This window comes from Roseibium sp., assembly GCF_965233565.1.
Lineage (GTDB): Bacteria > Pseudomonadota > Alphaproteobacteria > Rhizobiales > Stappiaceae > Roseibium.
Genome location: NZ_OZ247494.1, coordinates 217,198 through 241,730, shown reverse-complemented (window position 1 = coordinate 241,730; position 24,533 = coordinate 217,198). Strand labels below are relative to the sequence as shown.

Below are 24,533 nucleotides of genomic sequence, written 5' to 3'. Positions count from 1 at the left end.
GGCTTAGGCAGCTCCCTGCAGGTCCTGGACATTGTCTGCGCTGGCAGCGGCGCCGGCGCTCATGGTCTCGTTTTCAACTTCGTCGATGGTCGGCCGATCGATGTCGGAAATGGTCTTGCGGCCATGTTCCAGCGCGATCTGGGGATCTGCCCCGTTCATGAAGGCCAGGAGGGTCTGCTTGACCACGATATAGGGGCGCAGCCGGCTTTCCCGGACCGTCCGGATTTTCGCGGCCAGGGGCCCAAACAGCGAATAGGAGAAGAAAATGCCGACAAAGGTGCCCACAAGCGCTGCGCCGATCAGGCTGCCCAGAAGCTGCGGCGACTGGTCGATCGCGCCCATGGCCTTGATGACGCCAAGCACAGCGGCGATGATGCCAATGGCAGGCAGGGCATCGGCAATGCTCGAGACCGCATGGAAGGGCTTCATCTGGTCGCGGTGGATGGTGTGCAGTTCCTCGTCGACCAGTGCCTCGATTTCGTGTGCCCGGGCATTGCCGACAATGATCAGCCGGAAATAGTCACAGATGAACGTGGTCAGGCTGGCATTGCGCAGGACCGACGGATATTTCTGGAAAATCGGCGAGGTGTTCGGATCCTCGATATGCGGTTCCACCTGGTTGCGGCCCTTGGCGCGCAATTCACGCATCAGCCCATAAAGAAGTGCGAGCACATCCAGATGTTCGCGCTTGTTCGGGACCGCGTTGCGCAGGGCATCCGAGACGGCAACCAGCGTGCCCTTGATGACCTTCATCGGGTTGGCGACAACAAAGGCGCCGATCGCGACGCCCAGGATGATGAGAAGTTCCCACGGCTGCCACAGCACGGAGACCTTGCCGCCGAGGGCGGCGAAACCGCCGATGAGAGATGCACCCGCAATAAACAGGCCGATTAAAATAGTCACCTAACAGCTCCCGACTGGTGTGGATGTCAACTCGGATCGGGACGACGCTAGAAGCTGAGACTTGTCTGAAGCTGACCGATTGGAACGCCATTCCACGACCGGGTCGGGTCAGCCTGGCGTAAGGTTTGACGGGGAAGGTTTCCGTGAATGATTGCCCGCATCCGGGCGCAACGGGAACCAAGACGATGATCAACACCCTGACACAGGTTCAGCTGGTCAGAACCAACATGGAGCGCTCGCTGAAGACGGTGGCGGCGGATCCGACGGTCGAGCGCCAGAGCGAGTATTATCTGGAGAACATCCGGAACATCAAAACCATCGACGAGTTCCTGACCGACGACCGGATCTTCAGCTACGCGATGACGGCAATGGGTCTGGAAGACATGACCTATGCCAAGGCCTTCATTCGCAAGGTGCTGGAAGAGGGAACGGACGAGCGCACGGCCTTTGCCAATCAGCTGGCAGACCAGAAATACAAGACCTTCGCCGAGACCTTCAATTTCAAGCGCTACGGCGAAACGACCACCTCGTTTTCCCGAACCCAGGAAGGAATTGTCGAGAAGTTTCATCGACAGACACTGGAAGTGCGCGAAGGCGAACAGAACCAGGGCGTTCGTCTGGCACTCTATTTCGAGCGACGTGCTCCGGACATTACCAACGCCTATGACGTTCTGGCCGACCGGGCCTTGTCGGAAGCGGTCTATACGTCGCTGGGACTGCCGCAGGAATTTGGCTTGTCCGACATCGACAAGCAGGCGGCCTATCTGGAAGAACACTTGGAGTTCGACAAGTTCGGCGATCCGGACTACCTGTCGAAATTCCTCAACCGCTTTTCCGCTCTTTACGACCTGGCCAACGGACCGGCCGGCGCGACGTCGCCGACGCTCACTCTTTACGGCAATGGCAGCGGCGTCGTTCAGATGGGCGAGGGGCTTCTTGCCAGCATTCAGAATTTGCGTCTCGGAGGATCCTGATCCATGCAGTCTGCACTTTATGTCGCCCTTTCGGCGCAGGTCGCCCTGTCCAACCGGCTCGAAACGGTTGCCCGCAACGTCGCCAACATGAACACGGCCGGTTACCGGGCGGACGAAGTGAAATTCGCCGAGCTGATTTCCAAGGCCGGACAGGACCAGGTGAGTTTCGCAACAGGCGGGGAGATCTATATTTCCCGGCAGTCGGGCAGCCTCAACAAGACCGACAACCCGCTGGACCTGGCCGTTGAAGGCGAGGCCTGGTTTGCGATCCGCAGCCCGAATGGCGCACTCAGCTACACACGTGACGGACGGCTCCAGATTGCCGACGACGGCACGCTCAGGACACTGACCGGTCAACAGATCCTGGGGACGGGCGGGCAGCCGATTTCGCTCGACCCGGAAGGCGGGCCGCCGCTCATCACCCAGTCCGGTGAAGTCAGCCAGAGCGATGTCGGAGTGATCGGTCAGATCGGGCTGTTCCTGATCCCGAACAACGCGACACTGACCAGAACCGAAAACTCGGCCGTCATTCCGGATCAACCGGTCATACCCGTTCAGACCTATGATCTTCATGGCATCCGGCAGGGTTATGTCGAAGGGGCGAATATCAACCCTGTTCGGGAAATGACCAAAATGATCATGATCTCGCGCGCCTTCGAAAGCGCGACCAAGATGATCGACACAAGTAATGAGAGCCAGGAGAAGGCCATTCGCGAACTGGGGGCGACCTCATGACCGCCGTCGACCTGACCGTACCGGTCGGCCAGCCGCTGGATCTCGCAGGGCTTGCAGCCCGGAAGGAAAGTCCTGTTGCCGCCAAAACGCCGGACGTCGCGCAATCGGGTTTCAGTTTTGGCGACTTCATCGACGTCATCAACCCGCTGCAGCATATTCCTGGCATCGCCGAACTCTACCGTTCCGTGACAAACGACCAGATCTCCACTGAAGCCCGCAAGACCGGCAATGCGCTTTATGGATTTGCACTTGGCGGGCCGGTCGGTCTCGGGGCAATGCTGGCCTATAACGCGCTTGGCGACCGATTTGAAGGTGGTGAAGCCGCGCCCGTCGCGGAGCCTCAGCTCGTCGCGGAAACACGTTCCCCGATTGGCGAGGTCCAGGAGTTGCCAGACGTTCCAGTGCCGCCGCGCAAACCGGGCCCGGACGAGGTTCCAGCGAGCCCGCCCGGTGGTCAAACCAGCTTGTTGGGGGAAACAACTGCCAAAACCGGTGAGGTTCCAAAAGTGGGGGCTGGGCTTGGTGCATTGTTCGAGACAGGCTCTGCTGACCACGCCTTGATGCAGAACGATATCAAAACTGACGGGGCGGTGTCCTCAACGGCTGCGTCGTTTGTGGCCTATGTGGAACGGACGGAGATTGATGTGGCAAAGGCCCCTGTGGTGCCGACCGACGCCGGTCTTGGCCAACTTGCCACGCATCAATCCAATCGTCTGCCGCTCGACGTCTTGAAAGCCCTGCAGGAACGCCATGCCGAACGCTCCGCATCTGAACGCTCTTGATCAGGTCTCCGCGTCGCTGGCCGCGCTTGAGACAGAAGTCGGACCGGTCAAACTGAGCGGCCGGGTCACCCAGGTGTCGTCTGAATCAATCCGGGTTTCCGGTCTGTCACGTGTTGTCTGCCTGGGAGACCTCGTTGAATTCGAGGGCCGGTCTGCAAAGCGTCAGGGTGAGATCATCCGGCTCGATCAGACCGATGTCGTGGTGAAACCCCTGGAACGGGTGACCGATATCGGTATTGGCAGCGTTGCCTCGGTGATGGGCGGCCTGGCCATTCATCCGGACATGAGTTGGCGCGGGCGCATTATCAACGCGCTGGGAGAGCCGATCGACGGTGCCGGCGCGCTTAGTCACGGTGTCGAGGCGTTTTTGCTGGACCGGGCACCGCCACCTGCCATGAATCGTAACAAGATTTCGGAAGCCGCGCGCACCGGTGTCCGTGTGATTGATCTGTTCACGCCGCTGTGTGTCGGTCAGCGTGTCGGCATTTTCGCCGGCTCCGGTGTTGGTAAGTCGACATTGCTTGGCATGCTGGCAGGTTTCGGCGAGTTTGACACGGTCGTCGTTGGCCTTGTTGGAGAACGCGGCCGGGAAGTGCGGGAGTTTATTGACGATATCCTCGGGGAAACGCTGAGCAACTCTGTTGTCGTTGCCTCTACCGGCGACGAAAGCGCCATGCAGCGCCGCCTTGCGCCAAAAACGGCCATGAGCGTTGCAGAGTACTTTAGAAGCCAGGGACACAAGGTCCTGCTGATTCTGGACTCTGCGACACGATTTGCCCATGCCGCACGGGATGTTGCGCTGGCAGCTGGCGAACCCCCCGTCGCCCGTGGGTATCCGCCCAGCGTTTTTGCCGATCTTGCGCGCCTGATCGAGCGGGCCGGACCTGGGGCCTGCGGTGAGGGCTCGATTACGGGCATCTTTTCGGTGTTGGTGGATGGTGACGACCACAACGACCCGGTGTCTGATGCCATCCGCGGTTTGCTGGATGGGCATATCGTGCTGGATCGTCAGGTTGCCGATGCCGGTCGATATCCTCCGGTCAATGTGCTGCGCTCCGCTTCGCGGTTGGCAGACCGTGCCTGGACGCCCGAGCAGCAGGAGTTGATCCACCGGATCAAGGGGCTGATTTCTCAATTTGAAGATACCAAGGATCTGCGCATGATGGGCGGGTTCCAGGCATCCGGTGATGAACAACTGGAGAAGGCGTGTCGCCTGGTGCCGAAACTTTATGAAGCGTTGCGGCAGCGTGCCGACCAGGTGGCGCCAACGGATCCCTTTACAGACCTTGCTCAGGCTTTGGCCGCCGAGGGCTGAAGGACCTGTTCACAACAGTATTAAATGTCGAATTGCCGCTTTCTAAAGCGGCCATTTGCGTATATACCTAGCCAATATTCTTTGAAAAGTCGCAGAAAACAGCGATCTGTCGTTTTTTAGTAAATTTTTCTCTCAAGTTATTCGCAATACCTCTGAGTTTTTATTCATATTTCTATGTGGATATAAGAATTGCCGCTACCTTAAATCTTGAAATAGTATCTAAAACAGGTGAGGAGCGTTGACCTAGTGCCCCGTCAATTCTACGGATTTGGTATTGGAAAAATCCAAGGGGCTGACATGTTCATCATAGTAGATACACGAGAGATAGTAACCGCAGGTTATGCCTCGGCATTCGAACGGGAAGGCTATGCCTCCCTGGAATTGCAACCTCAGGAGTTGCTGGACTGGCTGGAAATCACCTGTGCGCAGGACTTGAGTTCGGTTGATGCGATCTTGCTTGGAGAATGTGCCGAGCGTTGCGGCTATGTCGCACCTATCCGGTCCCGCTGCCCGGAAGCGCAGATCGTGGCACTGGAAGACACGGCAAGTCTGGACAGCACACTTGAGTTGTTCTCAGCCGGCATGGATGACGTTCTGAAAAAGCCTGTCCATGTCCGCGAAATCATTGCTCGCGTGGGCGCCTTCCGTCGTCGCATCACTTCGCGCAACAATTCCGCCGGCACTGGCGCAATCGAAGTATTCTTCGATGGGCGCGACCCGATGGTGGGGGGTGATGTCATGGAATTGCCGCGGCGGGAACGCCGGATCCTTGAGTATCTTGTCAAGAACAAGGGGCGCCGGGTCACCAAGACGCAGATCTTTAACGCCGTATATGGTGTCATGAACGATGGCGTCGATGAATGTGTGGTGGAGAGTCATATCTCGAAGCTGCGCAAGAAGCTGCGCAAGAAGCTTGGTTTCGACGCCATCGAGTCCACCCGTTACATCGGTTACATGTTGAAGGATGCCAACGCTACCAAGCAGAAAGTCAACGATACACGCCGTCCGGTTCAGGCGTCTCAGGCAACCGCGAAAGCGCTGGAAGCTGCTTCGGACCTGCGAAATTCCGGCAAACCTTTCCTGTCTGTCGTGAATGCCTAGTCGAAGGTCGGAGATTCGCCGGTAAACCTGGCAGCGGAAGAGATCGGTTGAAACAAGGATGGAGCGGTATGGCATGAGGACGTTGCCAGACAAATTTGCATGATGCGATGCCGCTCGGAAACATCGGTTTTTACTTCTCTTTGTCCGGTTTATTCTCGCTTCAAGCTACCGACGTAATGACTGTTTCTATTTACAATTGATTTTTATGGAAAATTTAGAAAACCTAGCCACAATAGCGGCACACCGGCGCCCTGATCATGTGACGTGCTAGATGCGTGCCTGTTGGTTGGGCAAGGGGCAAAGTTGAAGTGTCTGTGAATATGTAGTGAAGAAACGGTCCGCTCCTGCGGTTCGGAATATCCCCGAAAGGGGTGGATTCGAAGCAAAGCGTTTTGCCGTCTTCTCAAGCGACGAAACGGACACCATGGATTGAGGTGGGCGTCTTGAGTCTTAGCGGCAGTACGTCGTTGCCATATACTCCCAAGGAGATGGGCCGTGCCAGCCTGTCCCGAACCTTTATTCTCTATACACTCGGGCTGTTTGCCATTCTTGGCGTCATTTTCATCGGAATTCTGACCAAGATCACCTGGGACGCGTCCCATGCGCGGGCCATCCGTGTCACCGAGGCGTTTTTTCAAGCAACCAAACGGCCCTTCGAGCGCGCCATCTGGACCGTGAATGCCGATGCAACGCTGCAGCTCATCAGGGGGCTTGAAAGTCTTGAGGTTGTCGAAAAGGTCTGGGTTGAAACGCCGGATACCGGAAACTTCGGCGAGCCGGTGACGGGCGCGCGGGCGCAGGAGGCTCTGAGTTACACGCTGAATTCGCCCAGTACCATCTTGCACAAGGATGCCATCGGACAGGTTTTCATCCTGATCGACCGGAACACGATCTCTTATGAAATCGTGTCCACTGTCGGGTTTATCGTCACGGCAATTATCATCTATTTGCTGTTGCTTGCCATCGTCATTCGAACGGTTTTCCGGCGATTGATCGGCCAGCCCCTGTCCGCAATCGTTGAGTATTTGTCGACGCCGAGGCTCATCGAAGATCCGCCCAAGGCAGAGTTGATGCCGGGGCGTGCAGATGAAATCGGTATTCTTTCTGCCAGCCTGCAATCCATGGTGCAGCGACGACATCTCGATTTGCAAAAAATTCAAGAATATCAAACTAACCTGGAAGACTTGGTGGCCCATCGTACGGAGCAGCTGAAGTTGGTTCAGGAAGAGCTCATTCAGGCGGATAACCTGGCGGCGCTTGGCGCGCTCGTCGCCGGGGTGTCTCATGAATTGAACACTCCACTCGGCAACGCACTGATGGCGGCAACGACGATCAAGGACGCCACCGGGTATCTGCACAAGGAACTCGAAGCCCAGAGCCTCAGCAAGGAAGCGCTCGAAAACGAAGTCGACCGAATCTCGGAAACGGCCAGTATTATCGAGAAGACCCTTGGGCGCGCGCGCGAACTGGTTGGCAATTTCCGGCAGGTCGCCGTTGACCGGCAGAGCGAAAAGAAGCGGTCCTTCAACTTTGACCACATCATCCGAGAAACCCTGGCAACCCTTCAGCCAACTCTCAAGAAGACGCCTTTCAAGGTAGAACTTGATCTCCATGCGGACGAGATTGTTGACAGTTATCCGGGCGCCGTCAGTCAGCTGGTGTCAAACCTGGTCGAAAACGCCTTGAAGCACGGATATGAAGGCCGTAGCGAAGGGGTCATCAAACTGTCGTCGCGGCTCGTTGTGCCCAATGATCGTGGACGGAACGCTCACAAAGAGAAGAAAATAGTCTTCAAGTGTCAGGATTTCGGGGTGGGCATTCCCGAAAAGAATCTTAAGAAGGTATTTGAACCTTTCTTTACGACCAAATTTGGTAAAGGCGGATCCGGATTGGGAATGGCGATTTGCTATCAGTTGGTGACAGAAGCGCTGAACGGAACAATCTCCGTTTCTTCAAATGTGGGAACCGGTACGGAGTTCACCATCGAATTCCCGGCCGTTACCCCGGTGGAAGCAACCAAACGACGCGGACAGAAGGTGCATTGACATGGTGATGGACTTTCTCGCTCCTTCGGAACCCGACGTCAAAAAGGCCACGCAAGTGCCCTGGAAGATCCTGATCGTCGATGACGACCCGGATGTGCACGAGGTCACCAAGATTGCTGTTGCCGGCTGCATGTTTGAAAACCGCCCCTTCGAACTGCTGCATGCGCTGTCGGCCCAGGAAGCGCGGGAAGTGCTGGAAAAGCAGCAGGATATTGCCGTCGCTCTCGTCGATGTGGTCATGGAGAGCGATACGGCCGGTCTCAGCCTGGTCAGTTGGATCCGTTCAGAACTGAACAACAACTTCACGCGCCTGATTCTGCGCACCGGCCAGCCGGGCTACGCGCCGCAGACCGATGTCATCATGAAATTCGACATTGATGGCTACACCGAAAAAGCGGAGTTGTCCCGAACCAAGCTCATAACAGCGATCATCACCGCGTTGCGCGGTTACAAACTGGTCATGTCGCTGGAGACCAATCGGAAAAAACTGCAGCTGCTGAATGAGCATTTCGCGGCAATCGTCGAAAAGAATGCCTTGAGCGAGTTCGCGTCTGCCGTCTTGCAGCACCTGACCGACCTGGTCGGTCAACCTGTTGATTGCCTGCTCTGCGGACTGGAGGCTTTGCCGGATTACGGGGTCGCCGACAAATCCAGCATTCGTGTGCTTGCGGCCACAGGCAGCTTCGAGGACAAGGTTGATCTCCCGGTCGATGTGATCAGCGACGACGTGATCCGTGGTTGCGTCTCAAAGTGCATGGAATCGCAAGTTTCTTGCTCGACGCCGAGCGGTATGGCGTTGCCGCTGGTCACACGGAACGGCATGGCGGGCGCACTTTACCTGAGCATGTCCGAAGAGCAGCTTGAAGAGCTGGTCGGTGCGGAAGTCGTGAAGCTTTTCGTCTCCAATGTCGCGCTCGGCTACGAAAAAACCGGGCTTTTGGAGCATATCCGAAACCTGGCCTATGTTGACCGGGTGACCGGCTTGTCGACATTTTCCGGGTTCATCGAAACCTTCCAGCGCAATGCAGCCAATAACACGCCGCTTCTGGTGGTGCATTCGGACATTCAACGCTTCCGCGTGATTGTTGACGGGATCGGGGATGAAAAGGCCGGCGCGGTCCTGAAGAGAACAGGACACCGTCTGTCCCAGACCTTCCCGGATGCGTTGACCATAGCCCGCAAGGAAAAGGACGAGTTTCTCATCCTGCTCAAGGGAGGCGATGCCAACAAGATCCAGGATGTTGTCGCACGTGTCGAGGAAGCCTTTCAGGAACCGATCACCCTTGACGACAATCAGATCACACTGCGCATGCGGCTCGGGTTCGCTTCGGAAGATACAGACAGCCAGAATGCGGAGCAGCTCGTTCGTTTTGCTTCCATCGCACTGAATGATGTTCGGCAGAAGGGGCTGACAAACCACGCGGTCTTCCATCCACTGATGCAGGAAGCGGCGTTTGAGCGCCTTCGTCTCGCTTCGCTGCTGACAAGTGCAAGCAACCAGACCGAATTTTCGCTGCATTATCAGCCGATCATGCTGGCAAAGGACGAGTCCATCGCTTCCTTTGAGGCGTTGATGCGGTTCCGCACACCCTCCGGCAATTTCCTCAATACAGCACGCATGATCGAGGCTGCGGAAGCCAGCGGCCTGATCACCGAGATCGGGGCGTGGATGTTCAAGAACGCGTTTGCCGAGTTCAGTCAGATGAGCGGACTGGACGAAAGCGTGCGGTTAAACGTGAATCTGTCGCCGAGACAGGTTCAGACAAACAGGATCTACAAGGATATCGAAGACGCGGTCAATGCGGCCGAGCTGCCGATGGATCGCCTGGTCTTTGAAGTTACCGAGGGCCTGTTCCTGAGCAACGATCAGGTCACCCTGGCTTTGCTGACCTGGCTGCGCAACAAGGGCGCAAAGGTGGTGATCGACGATTTCGGCACCGGCTATTCCTCCTTCAGCTATCTGCGCAAGCTGCCCGTCGATGGCATCAAGATCGACCGGAGCTTCATCATGAACATGGATCAGGACGGTGATGCGCTTGCCGTCGTGAAGTCCATCATTGCAGTCGCCCAGGCTCTTGATCTGAGCATCACTGCGGAAGGCGTGGAAACGGTGGCGCAGCGCAAGATCATGCAGGAACTGCATTGCGACTACCTGCAGGGGTATCTTTATTCCAAGCCGCTCAATGCGGACGATCTGCGGTCTTTCGTGTCCATGGCCGTTGAGCCGGGCGTGAAGTTCGGCTGAACGGACCATCACCGGGTCAGCTGACCTGCAATCACGCCACCCTGGTGTCGGCCATTCCCGATAGGTTACGCCTGCGCGGCTTCCTTGATGTTGTCCTGCTGCTCAGCCGACACATCCGGCCAAATTGCAGGCACATTCATTTAAGCGATTGAAGTTTTGCACGAAACACGTTCTCATGATGACGACGCGTTTTTAAGAATGCGCTGCCGCGCTGCTGTGCATTCCCTAAAGCATTGAAAAATCGCCTAAGAGCGACCTGGGGAGAAAAACACATGGACATGAATGGCTCCCACCGGATTCCGGCTAAGCGGGAAAAAGTCTGGGAGGCTTTGAACGATCCGGAAATTCTGAAAGCCTGTATTCCAGGTTGTGAAAGCCTTGAAAAGACGTCCGAAACGGAAATGACGGCTGCCGTTACGTCGAAGATCGGGCCGGTGAAAGCCAAGTTCAAGGGCGCGGTCACGCTTGAGAATATCAATCCGCCCGAGAGTTACACGATTGCCGGAGAAGGCAAGGGCGGTGTCGCGGGCTTTGCCAAGGGCTCAGCCAACGTGTCTCTTGCCGAGGATGGGGACGATACCGTGCTCTCCTATGAGGCCAAGGCCCAGGTCGGGGGTAAACTTGCGCAGCTCGGGAGCCGCTTGATTGATTCCACTGCGAAAAAAATGGCGGAGGATTTTTTCACAAAGTTTGCCGAGATGGTCGGAGAAACCCGCGAGGAGGGGCCTGCTCTGGACATTGCGGGCGATGATCTGGATCCGGGCCTTGCGGAGGAGGCGAAACGGATCGCGATCGAGGAATCCCCTGGCGAGGTGATGCATGCAATCGAGGATGCAGAGCACGCGGTCGAGGAGACAATTCACAAGGCGGAAGAGAATATTGAGGCCGCAGCAGGTCGAAATGCCTTTGGTGGTCCGATGGTCTGGGGACTTGTGCTTCTGGGGGCCTTAATTGTTGTTCTTGCCCTTGCAAGTTGACCGGACGGTCCAATTTTTGAAATGATCGGGTTCCAAAGCGGGTCGCGCCGCTGAACCCAATAGAACACGGTGACAAGCCGGATCTTTCACGAGCCTTTGCTCACGGAATTTCATGAGGGAGAGGAATTCATGTCGAAAGTATCGATGGTATTGAACGGCAAGACGGTTTCGGCTGATGTCGAAGACCGGACGCTGCTCGTATCGTTTATCCGCGAGACCCGCGGTCTCACCGGCACGCATGTCGGTTGCGACACGTCTCAATGCGGTGCCTGTGTCGTGCATGTCGACGGCAAGGCAGTCAAAGCCTGTACCATGCTGGCTGCCCAGGCGGATGGCAGCGATGTGGTGACGCTGGAAGGACTTGGTTCCGCCGACAATCTTCATCCGGTCCAGGCGGCTTTCCGTGAACATCATGGTCTGCAATGCGGGTTCTGCACACCCGGAATGATCATGAGTGCCGTTGATATGATCAACCGTCACGGCGCCGGTAACCTGGATGAGGCCACCATTCGTCACGAGCTGGAAGGCAATATCTGCCGGTGCACCGGCTACCACAACATCGTCAAGGCCATCAAGGCCGCGTCCGACCAGATAGCCGGCATGGCCCAAGCCGCCGAATAACCGGCGATTTCCCACACGTCTGCGCGGCCAGACCGCGCCGAGTTCAAGCAAGACCTCTTTGCCACCTCTCCAGCCGGGAGGAGACTGGCCCGAAGGGTGGCCCGCCAGGTCTTGATCCAATTGTCGCCCGTTGGGCGGAACCGGCCAGGCCGGTTGGAGGAGACAGTCCGGTTTAGGCGGGACCGGTCGAAGAATTTGGGAGAGAAAACATGGCAGTTGATGGGATTGGTGCCCGCGCCCTGCGCAAGGAAGACAAGCGCTTCATAACCGGCAAGGGCCGGTATACCGACGACATGTCCATGCCAGGCATGGGTTATGCCGCCTTCGTGCGTTCACCGCATGCACATGCAAAGGTGACCGGAATTGACGCCAGCGCCGCCCTGGCAATGCCGGGCGTCGACGCGGTGCTCACGGGGGATCAGCTGGTTGGCGACGGCATCGGCAACCTGATTTGCGGCTGGATGATCCACTCCAAGGATGGTTCGCCGATGAAAATGGGTGGCTGGCGCGCTCTGGAGCCGGAAATCGTGCGGCATGTCGGTCAGGCCGTGGCCGTTGTTGTGGCAGATACCCAGGCGCAGGCGCGGGATGCCGCCGATGCCGTTGTGGTCGACTATGAAGAACTGCCGGCCGTAATCGATCCGCTGGCTGCGCTTGAACCGGGGGCGCCGCAGCTTCACCCGGAAGCTGAAGGCAATCTTATCTATGACTGGGAGATCGGCGACGAGGCTGCAACCAATGCCGCCTTTGAAAAAGCCGCCCATGTCACCCGCATGGAAATCCATAACAACCGGCTGGTACCGAACGCCATGGAGCCGCGGGCGGCTCTGGCCGGATACGACGAGGCGGAAGAGCACTATACGCTCTACACCACCTCCCAGAACCCGCATGTCGCGCGTCTGGTGCTGTCGGCGTTCTACAATGTGGCGCCGGAGCACAAGCTGCGGGTGATCGCGCCGGACGTCGGTGGTGGCTTCGGCTCCAAGATCTACATCTACCCTGAAGAAATGGTCTGTCTGTGGGCCTCCAAGCGTGTCGGCCGCCCCGTTAAATGGGTGTCGGACCGGACAGAAGCCTTCCTGACCGACGCACATGGACGCGACCACAGGTCCGAAGCGGAACTCGCGCTTGACGCTGACAACAAAATCATCGGTTTCCGGGTCAAGACGGTGGCCAATCTCGGCGCCTATATGTCGCTGTTTTCTTCTTCGGTTCCGACCTATCTCTACGCGACACTTTTGTCGGGCCAGTATGATATTCCGGCAATCCACGCCAACGTGAAGACGGTCTATACCAACACCACTCCGGTGGATGCCTATCGTGGGGCAGGTCGCCCGGAAGCAACCTACCTTCTGGAACGGGTGATGGAGACGGCTGCACGTGAAGTCGGTCTGTCTCCGGCCGAGTTCCGGCGCAAGAACTTCATCCGCGAGTTCCCGCACCAGACGCCCGTGATCATGTGTTACGACGCAGGCAATTACGATGCGACACTTGATGCGGCGATGAAGGCTGCGGACTATGACGGCTTTGCTGCACGCAAGGCGGAAGCAGCCTCGCGGGGCAAGCTCCGCGGGATCGGCCTTTCCTGCTACATCGAAGCTTGCGGCATCGCTCCGTCTGCGGCTGTCGGTTCGCTCGGTGCCGGCGTCGGGCTTTGGGAATCTGCCGAAGTGCGGGTCAACCCGGTTGGTACGATCGAGGTTCTGACCGGGTCGCACAGCCATGGTCAGGGGCACGAAACCACGTTTGCCCAGCTGATCAGTGAACGGTTCGGTCTGGACACGGATGCTGTCTCCATTGTTCATGGCGACACGGACAAGGTCCAGTTCGGCATGGGGACCTACGGCTCGCGTTCCGGCGCTGTCGGCATGTCCGCAATCGTCAAGGCGCTCGACAAGGTCGAGGCCAAGGCCAAGAAAATCGCCGCGCATCTGATGGAGGCCGCGGAAGGCGACATCCAGATCGAGGGTGGTGAGCTGAAGGTTGCGGGCACCGACAAGAAGCTGTCCTTCACCGAAGTGGCTCTGGCTGCCTATACCGCTCACAACCTGCCGGAGGGCATGGAGCCTGGATTGAAGGAAGGGGCGTTCTACGACCCGACCAACTTCACGTTCCCGGCCGGGACTTATGTCTGTGAAGTGGAGATCGACCCGGACACCGGCAAGACCGAGATCGTCAGCTTCGTGGCGGCAGACGATTTTGGCAACATTATCAATCCGATGATTGTTGAGGGCCAGGTTCATGGCGGCATCACGCAGGGCATTGGCCAGGCGTTGCTGGAAAATGCTTCCTACGATGAAACGGGCCAGCTCCTGACGGCGTCCTACATGGACTACTGCATGCCGCGCGCCGACGATGTGCCCTCCTATCAGCTTTCGACGCATGTCACCGAATGCCCGGGCAACCCGCTTGGGATGAAAGGGTGCGGGGAAGCCGGAGCCATCGGTTCACCACCGGCCGTGATCAATGCGATCACCGACGCCATCGGCGACAACAACCTGACCATGCCGGCGTCGCCGGAGAAGGTCTGGGCCCTTTGTCAGTCCGGCATGAAACAGGCTGCCGAGTAATGCCCATGGCGGATGTGGATCACAAGTCTCTGGCCATTTTGCTCAATCAGCGTACCTGGACCCTTCTTGAAAAAAGGGACAGATCTGCTGCGGAAGGTGACGAGATGATCCACGCCGCCCATGGCAGCCTGTGGCACTGGCTGCAGGCTGGCGGTCCGGTCCAGCAGCAGCGTGGAGAATGGCTGGTCGGTCGTGTTTATGTCGTCCTGGGGTTTTCCGAAGCAGCGCTTCGGCATGCCAACAGGACCATGGACCTGACCGATCGACATCTTGGCGCCCTGCAAGACTTCGACCTTGCCTATGCCCATGAATTGATGGCGCGGGCGCTCGAGCTGACAGGGGAAACCGGTCGTGCGCTCGACATGTGGAACAAGGCTCTTGAGCTTGGCACAAGGATCGCGGGTCCAAAGGACCGCGAAATCTTTGAAGGCGACCTCAAGGCGATTGACTTCCCGCCTGCCTGCGCCTCGCTCACAGATTGATCAAATCGGAACCCGGATTGGGGGAGAAACATCATGTATGAAACAAATTATCATCGCGCCGGCTCTGTCGCAGATGCCGCACAGAAGATGGCCGCAGCCGATGACGGGAAGTTCCTGGGGGGCGGTCAAACGCTGCTGCCTACCATGAAACAGCGACTGGCGGCGCCGTCGGATCTTGTCGACGTCACGAAGATTGCAGAAATGAAGGGGATCTGTGCCGACGGAGACGGTGTTTCCATCGGCGCTGCCACGACTCATGCAGAAGTGGCTTCGTCCGATCTCGTGAAGCAGACACTGCCTGGACTTGCGTCGCTCGCCGGCGGTATCGGCGACCCTGCCGTGCGCCATATGGGCACCATCGGCGGTTCGATCGCAAACAATGACCCGGCAGCTGATTATCCGGCTGCCCTTGTTGCGCTTGGAGCGACCGTGGTGACCAGCAAGCGGGAACTTGCCGCCGAGGCGTTCTTCACCGGGATGTTTGAAACGGCGCTGGACGAGGATGAAGTGGTGGTTTCGGTGAAGTTCCCGGGTGCTGCCGCCAGCGCCTATGCCAAGTATCCCAATCCGGCATCGCGTTATGCGATGGCAGGCGTCTTTGTCGCGAAGGGCGCGGATGGCAGTGTCAAGGTGGCCGTAACCGGTGCCGGACAGGACGGCGTGTTCCGTATGCCGGAGATGGAAACGGCGCTTTCTGGCAATTTTTCGGCAGAGGCCGTCGCCGGAATTACGCCTGATGCGGATGGCATGTTGGCCGACCTTCATGGCTCGTCTGCCTATCGCGCGAACCTGGTCACTGTCATGGCGAAGCGAGCTGTAAGCGCTGCTGGGTAAAACCACAGGTTTCAACAATTTTTTATGCCCGGCCGGTTTCGGTCGGGCTTTCTCTTTGTTTTTCCAGAAAATTTGCGATAGCTGTCATTCTAACTTCACCTGAAGAAGCCACAGCACGATACTGCGCATCGGCATTGGCAAAGGATCGACCTGCCGATCGATCGATAATTTTGCCGCAATATCAGGTCAGGTACAGTGTCGGGCGGATGCTGCGACTGGCATCGCAGGCGCAAAGACCAAAAGCCGGATGAAACCGGATTGACCCCAGTGGTCTTGAAACATGAAGGAAAGAGATGCCAATGGCTGGGACAGCACAACAGAACAGCAAGCGTGCGGGTGCGCGCGATAATCCTGTGTCACTGGCTTTCCGTCCTGTGCACACTGCGTTTTGGGGTGTGGCCGTCGTCAGTTTTGTCATCAACATCCTGATGCTCACCGGTCCGGTGTTCATGCTTCAGGTCTATGACCGTGTGCTCGCCAGCGGATCCGTTCCGACCCTGGTGGTTATCGGGACGATGGCAATCGTGCTTTATGCCTTTTACGGCATGCTGGAAGGTGTGCGGGGCCGCATCCTGTCGCGTCTCGGACAAAGGGTCGATGCGCGCCTGTCCGGTATTGTCTACAAGGTCTCCAACAGTTTGCCGGTTAGGCTTGGACGCAAGGCTGCAAAACTGCGCCCGGTACAGGATCTGGACACGGTTCGCCAGTTTCTGTCCGGTCCCGGTCCGGCGGCCATATTCGATATTCCCTGGCTGCCGCTCTATCTCGGTATCGTCTTTCTGTTTCATCCTTTGCTTGGCATCGTCGGACTTGGCGGAGCGTTGATCATCACTGTTCTGATCGGTCTCAACGAGATGATGTCGCGCGGACCTTCCGAAGAAGCGGCCGGTCAGGCAGGAAGACGCTCCGCTGATGTCGAGATCGGGCAACGGAACTCGGAAGTCCTGACCGCCATGGGCATGCAGGATTCCCTGACCAGCAAATGGAACGCCCAGAACGGTGACTACCTGTCGACACAGCGCCGGGCGGCTGACCGAAGCGGTCTGTTTGGCACCGCCATCAAGACGATCCGCTTTGTGCTGCAGTCGGCGATCCTCGGTGTCGGCGCCTGGCTGGCAATCAAGCAGGAAATCACTCCGGGCGTGATGATTGCAGCCTCCATTATGACCTCGCGGGCATTGGCGCCGATTGAGCAGGCGGTTGCCCAGTGGCGCGGCTTTGTCGCAAGCCGGCAAGCTTTGAAACGTCTGCGGGAAGTGCTTCAGGTTGCGGAAGCCGAGCCGGAAAAGATGGACCTGCCGCTGCCGAAGGACAAGATCACGGTCGAACAGGTGTTCTGTGGTCCGTTCGGCGAGGCCATGCCTTATGTTCAAAATGTTTCGCTTGAGCTGCAGGCCGGCGACGGACTTGGCGTTATCGGTCCGTCCGGGTCAGGCAAATCGACGTTTGCGCGCGCGCTTGTTGGTGCATCGCCGACACTCAAGGGGGTTATTCGCTATGATGGTGCCGAACTCGGCCAGTGGCCAAGTGGACGGCGCGGCGAATTCATCGGCTACCTGCCGCAGGACTTGCAATTGTTCGACGGGACAATCGCCGAAAACATCGCCCGGTTCAGTTCCAACGCCTCTCCCGACCTGATTATCCAGGCGGCCAAGCTTGCGGATGTTCACGACCTGATTGTCGGCTTGCCGGAAGGCTATAATACCGTGATTGGCCGGGCCGGTCGCGCCCTGTCCGCAGGACAGCGACAGCGCATTGCATTGGCCAGAGCACTGTATGGCGATCCGTTCCTTGTTGTGCTCGATGAGCCGAACTCCAATCTGGATGCGGAAGGCGAGGGGGCATTGACCAACGCGATCAAGGCCATGCGCGAAAAGGGGTCGATTGTTGTGATCATCGCCCATCGCCCGAGTGCCATTGCAACGGTGGACAAGATCCTGTGCCTGAAAGAGGGTAAGATGGCCGGTTTCGGGCCTAAGGAAGAAGTGCTTAGACAAGTGGTGCAGCCTGTGCAGCAAAAACGCGCAGTTGCGGGGCCAGGACGGTAAAGATGGCAGACAAGATCAAGGACATTGGGGCCAAACAGCAGAGCCAGGACGCCGATGCTGAACTACGCCGAACGGTTCGCAATCATCTTCTGTTTGCGTTTGTAATGGCACTGGTTGTGGTCGGGGGCATTGGTGGCTGGGCCACCTTTACCGAGATCTCCGGTGCGGTGGTTTCGTCCGGCACCGTTGTGGTGGAATCCAACACCAAGCAGGTTCAGCATCGCGAGGGCGGTATCGTGCGCGACATTCGCGTGAAGAACGGCGATACGGTTGAAGCGGGCGATCTGCTGATCAGCCTGGACGATACGGTGACCCGTGCCAATCTGGCCGTTATTACCAAGCAATTGACGGAGCTGACGGCCCAGGAGCTGCGTCTGGAAGCCGAACGTGACGACCTGAGCGTGATCGAGTGGCCGGACGGCCGACACGAAGAACTTGGCGATATCGAGCGCGGCCAGCAGTTGCTGCTTGAGGCCCGTCGGAATTCCAAGGAAGGCCGCAAGAACCAGCTGGAAGAACAGATCCGTCAGTTCAACAAGCAGACACAGGGGCTTGAGGCGCAGGTCGAAGCGAAGGATTCGGAGATCGAGCTGATCGAAGAGGAGCTTGCGGACCTCGGCGGGCTACTCAACAAGCAGCTTGTGTCAAAGAGCCGGGTCACCGGGCTCCGCCGCGAGAAAGCAAGGCTGTCTGGAGAATATGGCGATCTGATCGCTCAGATCGCGCGCACCAGGGAAGCCATCAGTGAACGACGGATCCAGATTCTCCAGATCGAGGAATCCTACCGGGCCGAGGTTCTGGAGCAGCTTCAGGAGGTCCGCTCCCGTATTGCCCAGCTGGAGGAGCAGAAGATCGCCGCGGAAGATGAACTGACCCGTGTCGATATTCTGGCACCTCAAAACGGGTTCGTGCACCAGTTGTCAGTGCATACGATCGGCGGCGTCATTGCGCCCGGCGAGACGGTCATGCAGATCGTGCCGCGTGAGGACCAGTTGATCGTCGAAGCCCAGGTGAGACCTGTCGACATCGATCAGATGTCGCCCGGCCAGGTTGCCCGGGTCCGGTTTCCGAGTTTCGATCAGCGGACAACACCTGAGCTGACGGCAAAACTGCTGACCGTGTCTGCCGACCTGACCGAAGATGAACGTACTGGAACCAGCTACTACGTTGCGCGCATGGTGATTGACGATGATGAGCTCGATAAGCTTGGTGACAAGGCGCTGGTGCCAGGCATGCCTGTTGAGACCTTCCTGCAAACGGAAGACCGCACGGTTCTGAGTTACCTGGTCAAGCCGGTGACGGACCAGATTGCACACGCTCTTAGGGAGCGGTAAGGCCTCGTCTCAAAGGACTAATATGGGGACACTTGCGCCGGCCTCAAGCGCCGGCGCATGAGGCGGGCGGACGATCAGCGCCCCTGATCTGGCCAAAAGGTTCAGCATGGAACTGTCCTGCCGGCCGAATGGTGTGACCTGCAGCTGGCCGTTTTCATCTTCTGAAAGAATTGCCCGCACATAGTCCTGCCGCCGGTCGTTTTGTGGCAGCGGCGCAGCCAGGACGGCCGACTGCGCGCCGTCGTCCACCTGCCGGCCCAGCATCGTTGCGATCAGCGGTTTCAGGAACAGCAATCCGCAAACCAGGCTGGAGACGGGATTGCCGGGCAGTCCAAGGACCTTGGTTGGACCGAGCCGTCCGGCCATGAGCGGTTTGCCCGGACGCATGGCGATGCGCCAGAAGGCAAGGTCCATGCCCTCCTGGCCAAGAACATCCTGAACCAGGTCATGGTCGCCAACGGACGCGCCGCCAAGGGTAACCAGGATATCGGCCTTGCCGGTGATCGCATCGCGCACATGCCCCGCCAATGCGATCGGATCATCAGGGGAGATGCCGAGATCAACAGGCTCGCCCCCGCAGTCCTCAACCATGGCAGCGATGCCTGCGTGATTGGAGGCGATGATCTGATCGGGGCCGGGCTGCGTGCCGGGCCGAACCAATTCGTCCCCGGTTGCCAGGATCGCGACCTTCGGTTTGCGCCGAACGGGAATTTCCGCGTGGTTCATCGCGGCGGCAAGGGCAAGATGCCGGTATGCAAGTTTCAAAGGCGGTGCCAGCAGTACGTCACCTTCAGAAAAGTCGAGCCCGGCCGGGCGAACGAAGGCACCGCGGGCGGGAGCTTCCAGCACCTTGATGCCGTCGCCATCGCGTTCAGCGTTTTCCTGGATTAGGATCGTGTCGGCACCTTCCGGCAATGGTGCACCGGTGAAGATGCGAACTGTTTCGCCTGCTGACACAGTGCCATTGAACCCGTGACCGGCAGGCGCTTCGCCAATGACGACAAGATCTGTGCCGCTGTCTTTCAGGTCTTCATGCCGGAGGGCGTAGCCATCCATGGCCGAGGCCGCAAAGGGCGGCTGTGTTCGGGTGGAGGCAAGAGGCGCGGCGAGAAATCGGCCATTGGCCTCCGCCAGCGGAACCGTCTCCGTGTCGAGAACGGCGACGTCGGACAGGAGTTTGGAGAGCGCGTCTGCGACTGGCATCAGGCTCATCAGGTGCCACCCTGGCTGCCGTCTTTTTCCAGCGTCCAATGACCGGACTTTCCGCCAGCCTTCTCCACGAGGCGGATGTCGCCGATCACCATGCCCCGGTCGACGGCCTTGGCCATGTCATAAATCGTCAGGCAGGTGAGGGAACAGGCGGTCAGGGCTTCCATCTCTACGCCGGTCTGACCGCTGACCTTGGTCGTCGCGGTCACGACAAGCCCCGGAAGAGTGTCGTCCGGCTCAATGTCCACCGTCACCTTCGACAGCATCAAGGGGTGGCAGAGCGGGATCAATTCGTGCGTTTTCTTGGCAGCCAGGATCCCGGCAATGCGGGCGGTCCCGACGACATCGCCTTTTTTGGCGTTTCCGGATCGGATCAGGTCGAGGGTTTCCGGGCGCATGGTGACGCTTCCACGTGCAACGGCGATCCGGTGGGTGACCGCCTTCTCTGACACGTCCACCATGTTGGCGGCACCGGCCTCGTCCAGATGGGTCAGTTTCGGGTCCATGTCGCTCATTAGCCGGCTAGACCGCCTGTGACAGCGCAGGGCGCGCCAGCAGCGTCTTGGTGGCGGTTGCCACATCGTCTTGCCGCATCAGGCTTTCGCCAATCAAAAAGGTGGAGATGCCAACTTTTGTCATGCGGGCGAGATCATCCGGTGTGAAGAGGCCGGATTCGCCGACAATGATGCGGTCATCCGGGATCTGCGGCGCAAGATCTTCACTGGTTTCCAGGCTGGTCTCGAAGGTCTTGAGGTTGCGGTTGTTGATACCAACCAGGCGCGAGGACAGCTTCAAGGCGCGTTCCAGTTCTTCGCCATTATGCACTTCGAGAAGAACGTCCATACCCAGTTCAAAGGCGGTATCCTCAAGCGCCTTGGCCGTGTCGTCGTCAACGGCTGCCAGAATGATCAGGATGCAGTCGCCGCCCCAGGCACGTGCCTCAAAGACCTGATAGGGATCGTAGAGAAAGTCCTTGCGCAAGGCCGGCAGCGAAACGGCGGCCCGGGCCTCGGTCAGGAATTCAGGCTTTCCCTGGAAGGAAGGCGTGTCGGTCAGAACGGAGAGACAGGCAGCTCCACCTGTCTCATAGGCCTTCGCGAGGAGAGGTGGATCGAAGTCCTCCCGGATGAGGCCTTTCGACGGGCTGGCTTTCTTGATCTCAGCGATCAGGGCGTAGTCGCCTGATGCCTGTTTGGCTTCGATCGCTTTCAGAAAACCGCGCGGTGCGGAGGTCTCTGTGATGCGCGCCTTGAGATCGTCAAGCGACACGGTCGACTTGGCCGCGGCGATTTCCTCGCGCTTGTAGGCTTCGATTTTCTTCAGAATGTCGGCCATGTTTTATCCGTTCGACGCTGCGACAAGTTTTTCAAGTGTGTCTGCGGCGGAGCCGGTGTCAATGGCATTGGCCGCCAGCTCAACCCCGGCCTTCAGGTCGCTGACCTTGTCAGCCACCAGAAGCGAAGCAGCCGAGTTGAACAATACGATGTCCCGGTAGGCGTTCTTGGCACCGGCAAGCACCTCGCGCAGTGCGCGCGCGTTTTCCGCTGGCAAACCACCTTTCAGATCCCTGGCATCGGCAATCGGCAGGCCGGCCTCTTCCGGCGAGATCTCGAAAGATCTGAGGGTGCCGCCATTCAGCTCACAGACGAATGTCGGTCCGGTTGTCGTGATTTCGTCCATGCCGTCGGAGCCGTGCACGACCCAGGCCTTTTCCGAGCCGAGCTGTTTCAGGGCTTCGGCAACCGGCTCAACCCATTTGCGGGCGAACACGCCCACCATCTGACGTTTGACGCCGGCCGGGTTGGACAGTGGTCCAAGCAGATTGAAGATCGTCCGTGTGCCGAGCTCCATGCGTGTCGGTCCGACATGTTTCATCGCAGCATGGTGCAGGGGGGCGAACATGAAGCCGATGCCTGCCTTTTGAAGGCAGTTGGAAATCGTTTGCGGGTCAATGTCGATATTGACCCCGAGTTCGGAAAGGGCTTCGGCGGCGCCTGACTTGGAGGACAGGGAGCGGTTGCCGTGTTTTGCGACCGGCACGCCGCAACCGGCGACAACTATCGCGGTGCAGGTCGAGATATTGTAGCTCCCGGAGCTGTCACCGCCCGTGCCGACAATATCGATCGCATCTGAGGGGGCGTCGACGGGCAGCATCTTGGCACGCATGGTCGCGACAGCGCCCGTCACCTCGTTGATGCTTTCGCCCCGAACCCGCAGCGCCATCAGAAAGCCGCCGAGCTGCGACGGGGTCGCGGAACCGGACAGGATGACCTCGAAAGCCTCGCGGGCCTCTTCCAGGCTCAGGGCATGGCCGTCTGCGACCTTGGCAATGAGGTCCTTGAATGTGCTCATGATGTCATCCCACCCAATTCAGATCAGTTGTTATCGAGCCCGAGGATCCGGGTGACACCTGCATTGTTGATTTCGACACCGGCCTTGGTTTCCTGGTCGGTGATGAATTGACCAAGCAAGGTATCCTGGATCTGCTGGGACACCTGGTTGCCAAGCGCAACAACCTGGGGTGCGGAGGGATCGAACTCCGGCACGGTCGAACCGGTGACCCTCAGAACCACGCGGCCACTGCCGTCTGCCGAAGCCGTAGAGGCGGCGGTGCCGACAGGTCCGCTGAACACGGCCTCAAGGGCGTCACGACCGAGATTTCCGGAGGGGGCCGTCCTGGTCAGCCCCTGTGCGGGCTGGACGGCCAGGCCGGTTTCAGCTGCAAGTGCAATGAACGGCGTTCCGTTTTCAACCTTGGAAAGCAGATCCGCGGCGCTTTCATCCATGCGCCGGTCCAGCTCTTCGCGCTTCCAGGCGGCAATCACATCATCCCTGACCTCGTCGAGCGTGCGATCGCGCGACGGAGTGACTTCAGAGACTTCGTACCAGAGGAACCCCTGGTCACCCATCTGAAGAACATCGTTCTCGATGCCGATGTCGCTTTCAAAGGTGCCGGCCACGAGGCCATCCGCATCCGGAAGGGCAACGGCGGTCCCGTCGACGCCTTGTCCGGAAGCGTCGAAGGCTGCCGGGGTCTGGACCGTCAAGGAGAAACGTTCGCCGACTTCGTCAAGCAAGGCGCCACCGGCGCGGGCATCTTCAACTTCGTCAAGCAGGTCCAGAATCTCACGCTCTGCCTGTTCGTTCGCCAGTTCAGTGACGATTGCGTCCCTGACGTCTTCAAAGGGCTGCGTCGCTTCCGGAAGGACTTCCTCAACGTTGACGATCACCGTTGAAAAACGTCCGTCAACGGCACCGCTGGTTTCGCCCTCGGCGAGAGAGAATGCGGCATCGCCAATGGCTTCATCCAGGAAGTCCGCCTTGGCCATCGTGCCGAGTGCAACGTCGTTGCTGGACAGATTACGCTCTGCCATCAGGTCGTCAAAGCTCTTGCCGCCGGCAAGCTCTGCTGCAGCCTTGTTGGCATCCTCGGCAGAGGGAAAGGACATCTGACGGACCTTGCGGCGCTCCGCCTGGGAGTAATCCGCCTTGCGAATTTCATACTCGGAACGGGCATCTTCTTCCGAGATGTCATCCGGGCGGGCGAGGGCGTTCGGGGTCAGTTCGACAAATTTGACGGCCCGGTATTCAGGTGCCCGAAACTCCGCCAGATTGTCCTGGAAGAAGTTGCTCAAAACGTCTTCAGCCGGGTCTTCGATCTCGCCGACATAGTCCGGGGTCACCAGAATGTAGTCGACGGAGCGGGTTTCGCGCTGAAACGCGTCAAAGGCCTGCAGATACGCAGCCGGTGCCTTCATGCCACCGGCAAGACCTTCCGCGAGCTGGCCGCGCTCGGCCACCTTGCGCCGTTCAACGACATATTCGTCTTCCCGGTAGCCGTTGTTCTGCAGCACCTGCTGCAGCCGGTTGCGGTCGTAGTTGCCGCTCAGTCCCCGGAAGGCCGGGTCACTTTGAATGATGCGGGCGAGCCGTTCGTCCGAAACACCGAGTTTCAGACTGGTGGCCGTATCGTTGAGCGCGGCTTCGGCAATCAGCTTGCCCAGGGTCTGCTGCGGAATGCCAAGTGCCGATCCTTCGATCGGCGTCAAGGGCCGTCCCACCTGCTGGCTGATGCGATTGAGATCCTGTCGGTAGACACGATCGAGATCCATGAGCGTGACTTCGGTGTCTCCGACCTTGGCTGCCGTGTTCTGACCGACTCCGGTCAAGAAGCCGCTGACGCCCCAGACAGCAAAGCTGAAGATCAGAAGCGCGATGAAAATTTTGGCAAGCCAGGTACCGGCGCCCTTGCGCAGCGCGTCAAGCATGACGTCTCCCGTATTCTTATCATTCCAGCAGCCGGTTAAACGGCTGACCTAAGGACCGGCCTTGGCCGGAGCGGGCGGATCATAAAGAGG

General features: G+C 58.6%; 20 protein-coding genes. 14 read left to right on the top strand and 6 right to left on the bottom strand.

The window, feature by feature from the left end:
- Positions 1-3 precede the first annotated feature (3 nt).
- Positions 4-903, bottom strand: a complete 900-nt coding sequence (gene motA / locus ACO6TG_RS01060; RefSeq protein WP_094070864.1) for a flagellar motor stator protein MotA — start codon at positions 901-903, stop codon at positions 4-6.
- A 185-nt stretch (positions 904-1,088) separates the two neighbouring features.
- Between motA and ACO6TG_RS01055 the strand changes: the two genes are divergently transcribed.
- The 14 genes from ACO6TG_RS01055 (at position 1,089) to ACO6TG_RS00990 (ending at position 18,966) form a co-directional block, all read left to right on the top strand.
- Entirely contained in the window at positions 1,089-1,877 is a 789-nt protein-coding gene (locus tag ACO6TG_RS01055; RefSeq protein ID WP_422378824.1) for a DUF1217 domain-containing protein, read from the top strand.
- Positions 1,878-1,880: 3 nt separating this feature from the next.
- Positions 1,881-2,612, top strand: a complete 732-nt coding sequence (gene flgF, locus ACO6TG_RS01050; protein ID WP_422376501.1) for a flagellar basal-body rod protein FlgF — start codon at positions 1,881-1,883, stop codon at positions 2,610-2,612.
- Entirely contained in the window at positions 2,609-3,394 is a 786-nt protein-coding gene (locus tag ACO6TG_RS01045) for a hypothetical protein (RefSeq protein ID WP_422376500.1), read from the top strand. Before flgF ends, ACO6TG_RS01045 begins: the two co-directional genes overlap by 4 nt.
- On the top strand, positions 3,363-4,709 hold the full coding sequence (locus ACO6TG_RS01040) for a FliI/YscN family ATPase (protein ID WP_422376499.1): 1,347 nt from the start codon (positions 3,363-3,365) through the stop codon (positions 4,707-4,709). Before ACO6TG_RS01045 ends, ACO6TG_RS01040 begins: the two co-directional genes overlap by 32 nt.
- A gap of 297 nt (positions 4,710-5,006) precedes the next feature.
- Entirely contained in the window at positions 5,007-5,810 is an 804-nt protein-coding gene (locus ACO6TG_RS01035) for a response regulator transcription factor (protein ID WP_422376498.1), read from the top strand.
- Positions 5,811-6,181: 371 nt separating this feature from the next.
- Positions 6,182-7,855 carry a sensor histidine kinase gene (locus ACO6TG_RS01030; RefSeq protein WP_422376497.1) on the top strand — a complete coding sequence of 558 codons (1,674 nt, stop codon included), beginning with the start codon at positions 6,182-6,184 and terminating at the stop codon, positions 7,853-7,855.
- A 1-nt stretch (position 7,856) separates the two neighbouring features.
- Entirely contained in the window at positions 7,857-10,100 is a 2,244-nt protein-coding gene (locus tag ACO6TG_RS01025) for a bifunctional diguanylate cyclase/phosphodiesterase (RefSeq protein WP_422376496.1), read from the top strand.
- A 272-nt stretch (positions 10,101-10,372) separates the two neighbouring features.
- Positions 10,373-11,077 carry an SRPBCC family protein gene (locus tag ACO6TG_RS01020; RefSeq protein ID WP_422376495.1) on the top strand — a complete coding sequence of 235 codons (705 nt, stop codon included), beginning with the start codon at positions 10,373-10,375 and terminating at the stop codon, positions 11,075-11,077.
- A 129-nt stretch (positions 11,078-11,206) separates the two neighbouring features.
- Positions 11,207-11,698: a (2Fe-2S)-binding protein gene (locus tag ACO6TG_RS01015; protein WP_422376494.1), complete on the top strand. Its 492-nt coding sequence runs from the start codon at positions 11,207-11,209 to the stop codon at positions 11,696-11,698.
- 209 nt (positions 11,699-11,907) lie between these two features.
- Positions 11,908-14,268 (top strand): xanthine dehydrogenase family protein molybdopterin-binding subunit, encoded by a 2,361-nt coding sequence (locus ACO6TG_RS01010; protein ID WP_422376493.1) that lies wholly within the window; start codon positions 11,908-11,910, stop codon positions 14,266-14,268.
- Between the two features lie 5 nt (positions 14,269-14,273).
- Positions 14,274-14,750 (top strand): hypothetical protein, encoded by a 477-nt coding sequence (locus tag ACO6TG_RS01005; RefSeq protein ID WP_422376492.1) that lies wholly within the window; start codon positions 14,274-14,276, stop codon positions 14,748-14,750.
- Positions 14,751-14,783: 33 nt separating this feature from the next.
- Entirely contained in the window at positions 14,784-15,584 is an 801-nt protein-coding gene (locus tag ACO6TG_RS01000) for an FAD binding domain-containing protein (protein WP_422376491.1), read from the top strand.
- A gap of 299 nt (positions 15,585-15,883) precedes the next feature.
- A complete protein-coding gene (locus ACO6TG_RS00995; protein ID WP_422376490.1) occupies positions 15,884-17,632 on the top strand; it encodes a type I secretion system permease/ATPase in 1,749 nt (582 codons plus the stop codon).
- Positions 17,633-17,634: 2 nt separating this feature from the next.
- Positions 17,635-18,966: an HlyD family type I secretion periplasmic adaptor subunit gene (locus ACO6TG_RS00990; protein ID WP_422376489.1), complete on the top strand. Its 1,332-nt coding sequence runs from the start codon at positions 17,635-17,637 to the stop codon at positions 18,964-18,966.
- A gap of 9 nt (positions 18,967-18,975) precedes the next feature.
- Here ACO6TG_RS00990 and glp read toward each other — a convergent pair whose 3' ends face one another.
- From glp to ACO6TG_RS00965, 5 genes are read right to left on the bottom strand one after another with little or no spacing between them, the layout of a single operon-like run.
- The gene (gene glp / locus ACO6TG_RS00985; RefSeq protein WP_422376488.1) at positions 18,976-20,178 is read right to left on the bottom strand and encodes a gephyrin-like molybdotransferase Glp; all 1,203 of its coding nucleotides are present in this window, start codon (positions 20,176-20,178) and stop codon (positions 18,976-18,978) included.
- A complete protein-coding gene (gene moaC / locus ACO6TG_RS00980) occupies positions 20,178-20,690 on the bottom strand; it encodes a cyclic pyranopterin monophosphate synthase MoaC (protein ID WP_422376487.1) in 513 nt (170 codons plus the stop codon). The genes glp and moaC overlap by 1 nt, the downstream gene beginning before the upstream one ends.
- A gap of 7 nt (positions 20,691-20,697) precedes the next feature.
- Entirely contained in the window at positions 20,698-21,510 is an 813-nt protein-coding gene (gene trpC, locus ACO6TG_RS00975; protein WP_422376486.1) for an indole-3-glycerol phosphate synthase TrpC, read from the bottom strand.
- A gap of 3 nt (positions 21,511-21,513) precedes the next feature.
- On the bottom strand, positions 21,514-22,527 hold the full coding sequence (trpD, locus tag ACO6TG_RS00970; RefSeq protein WP_422376485.1) for an anthranilate phosphoribosyltransferase: 1,014 nt from the start codon (positions 22,525-22,527) through the stop codon (positions 21,514-21,516).
- Between the two features lie 23 nt (positions 22,528-22,550).
- Positions 22,551-24,443, bottom strand: coding sequence for a SurA N-terminal domain-containing protein (locus ACO6TG_RS00965; protein ID WP_422376484.1), 1,893 nt, complete (start codon positions 24,441-24,443; stop codon positions 22,551-22,553).
- Positions 24,444-24,533: the final 90 nt, after the last annotated feature.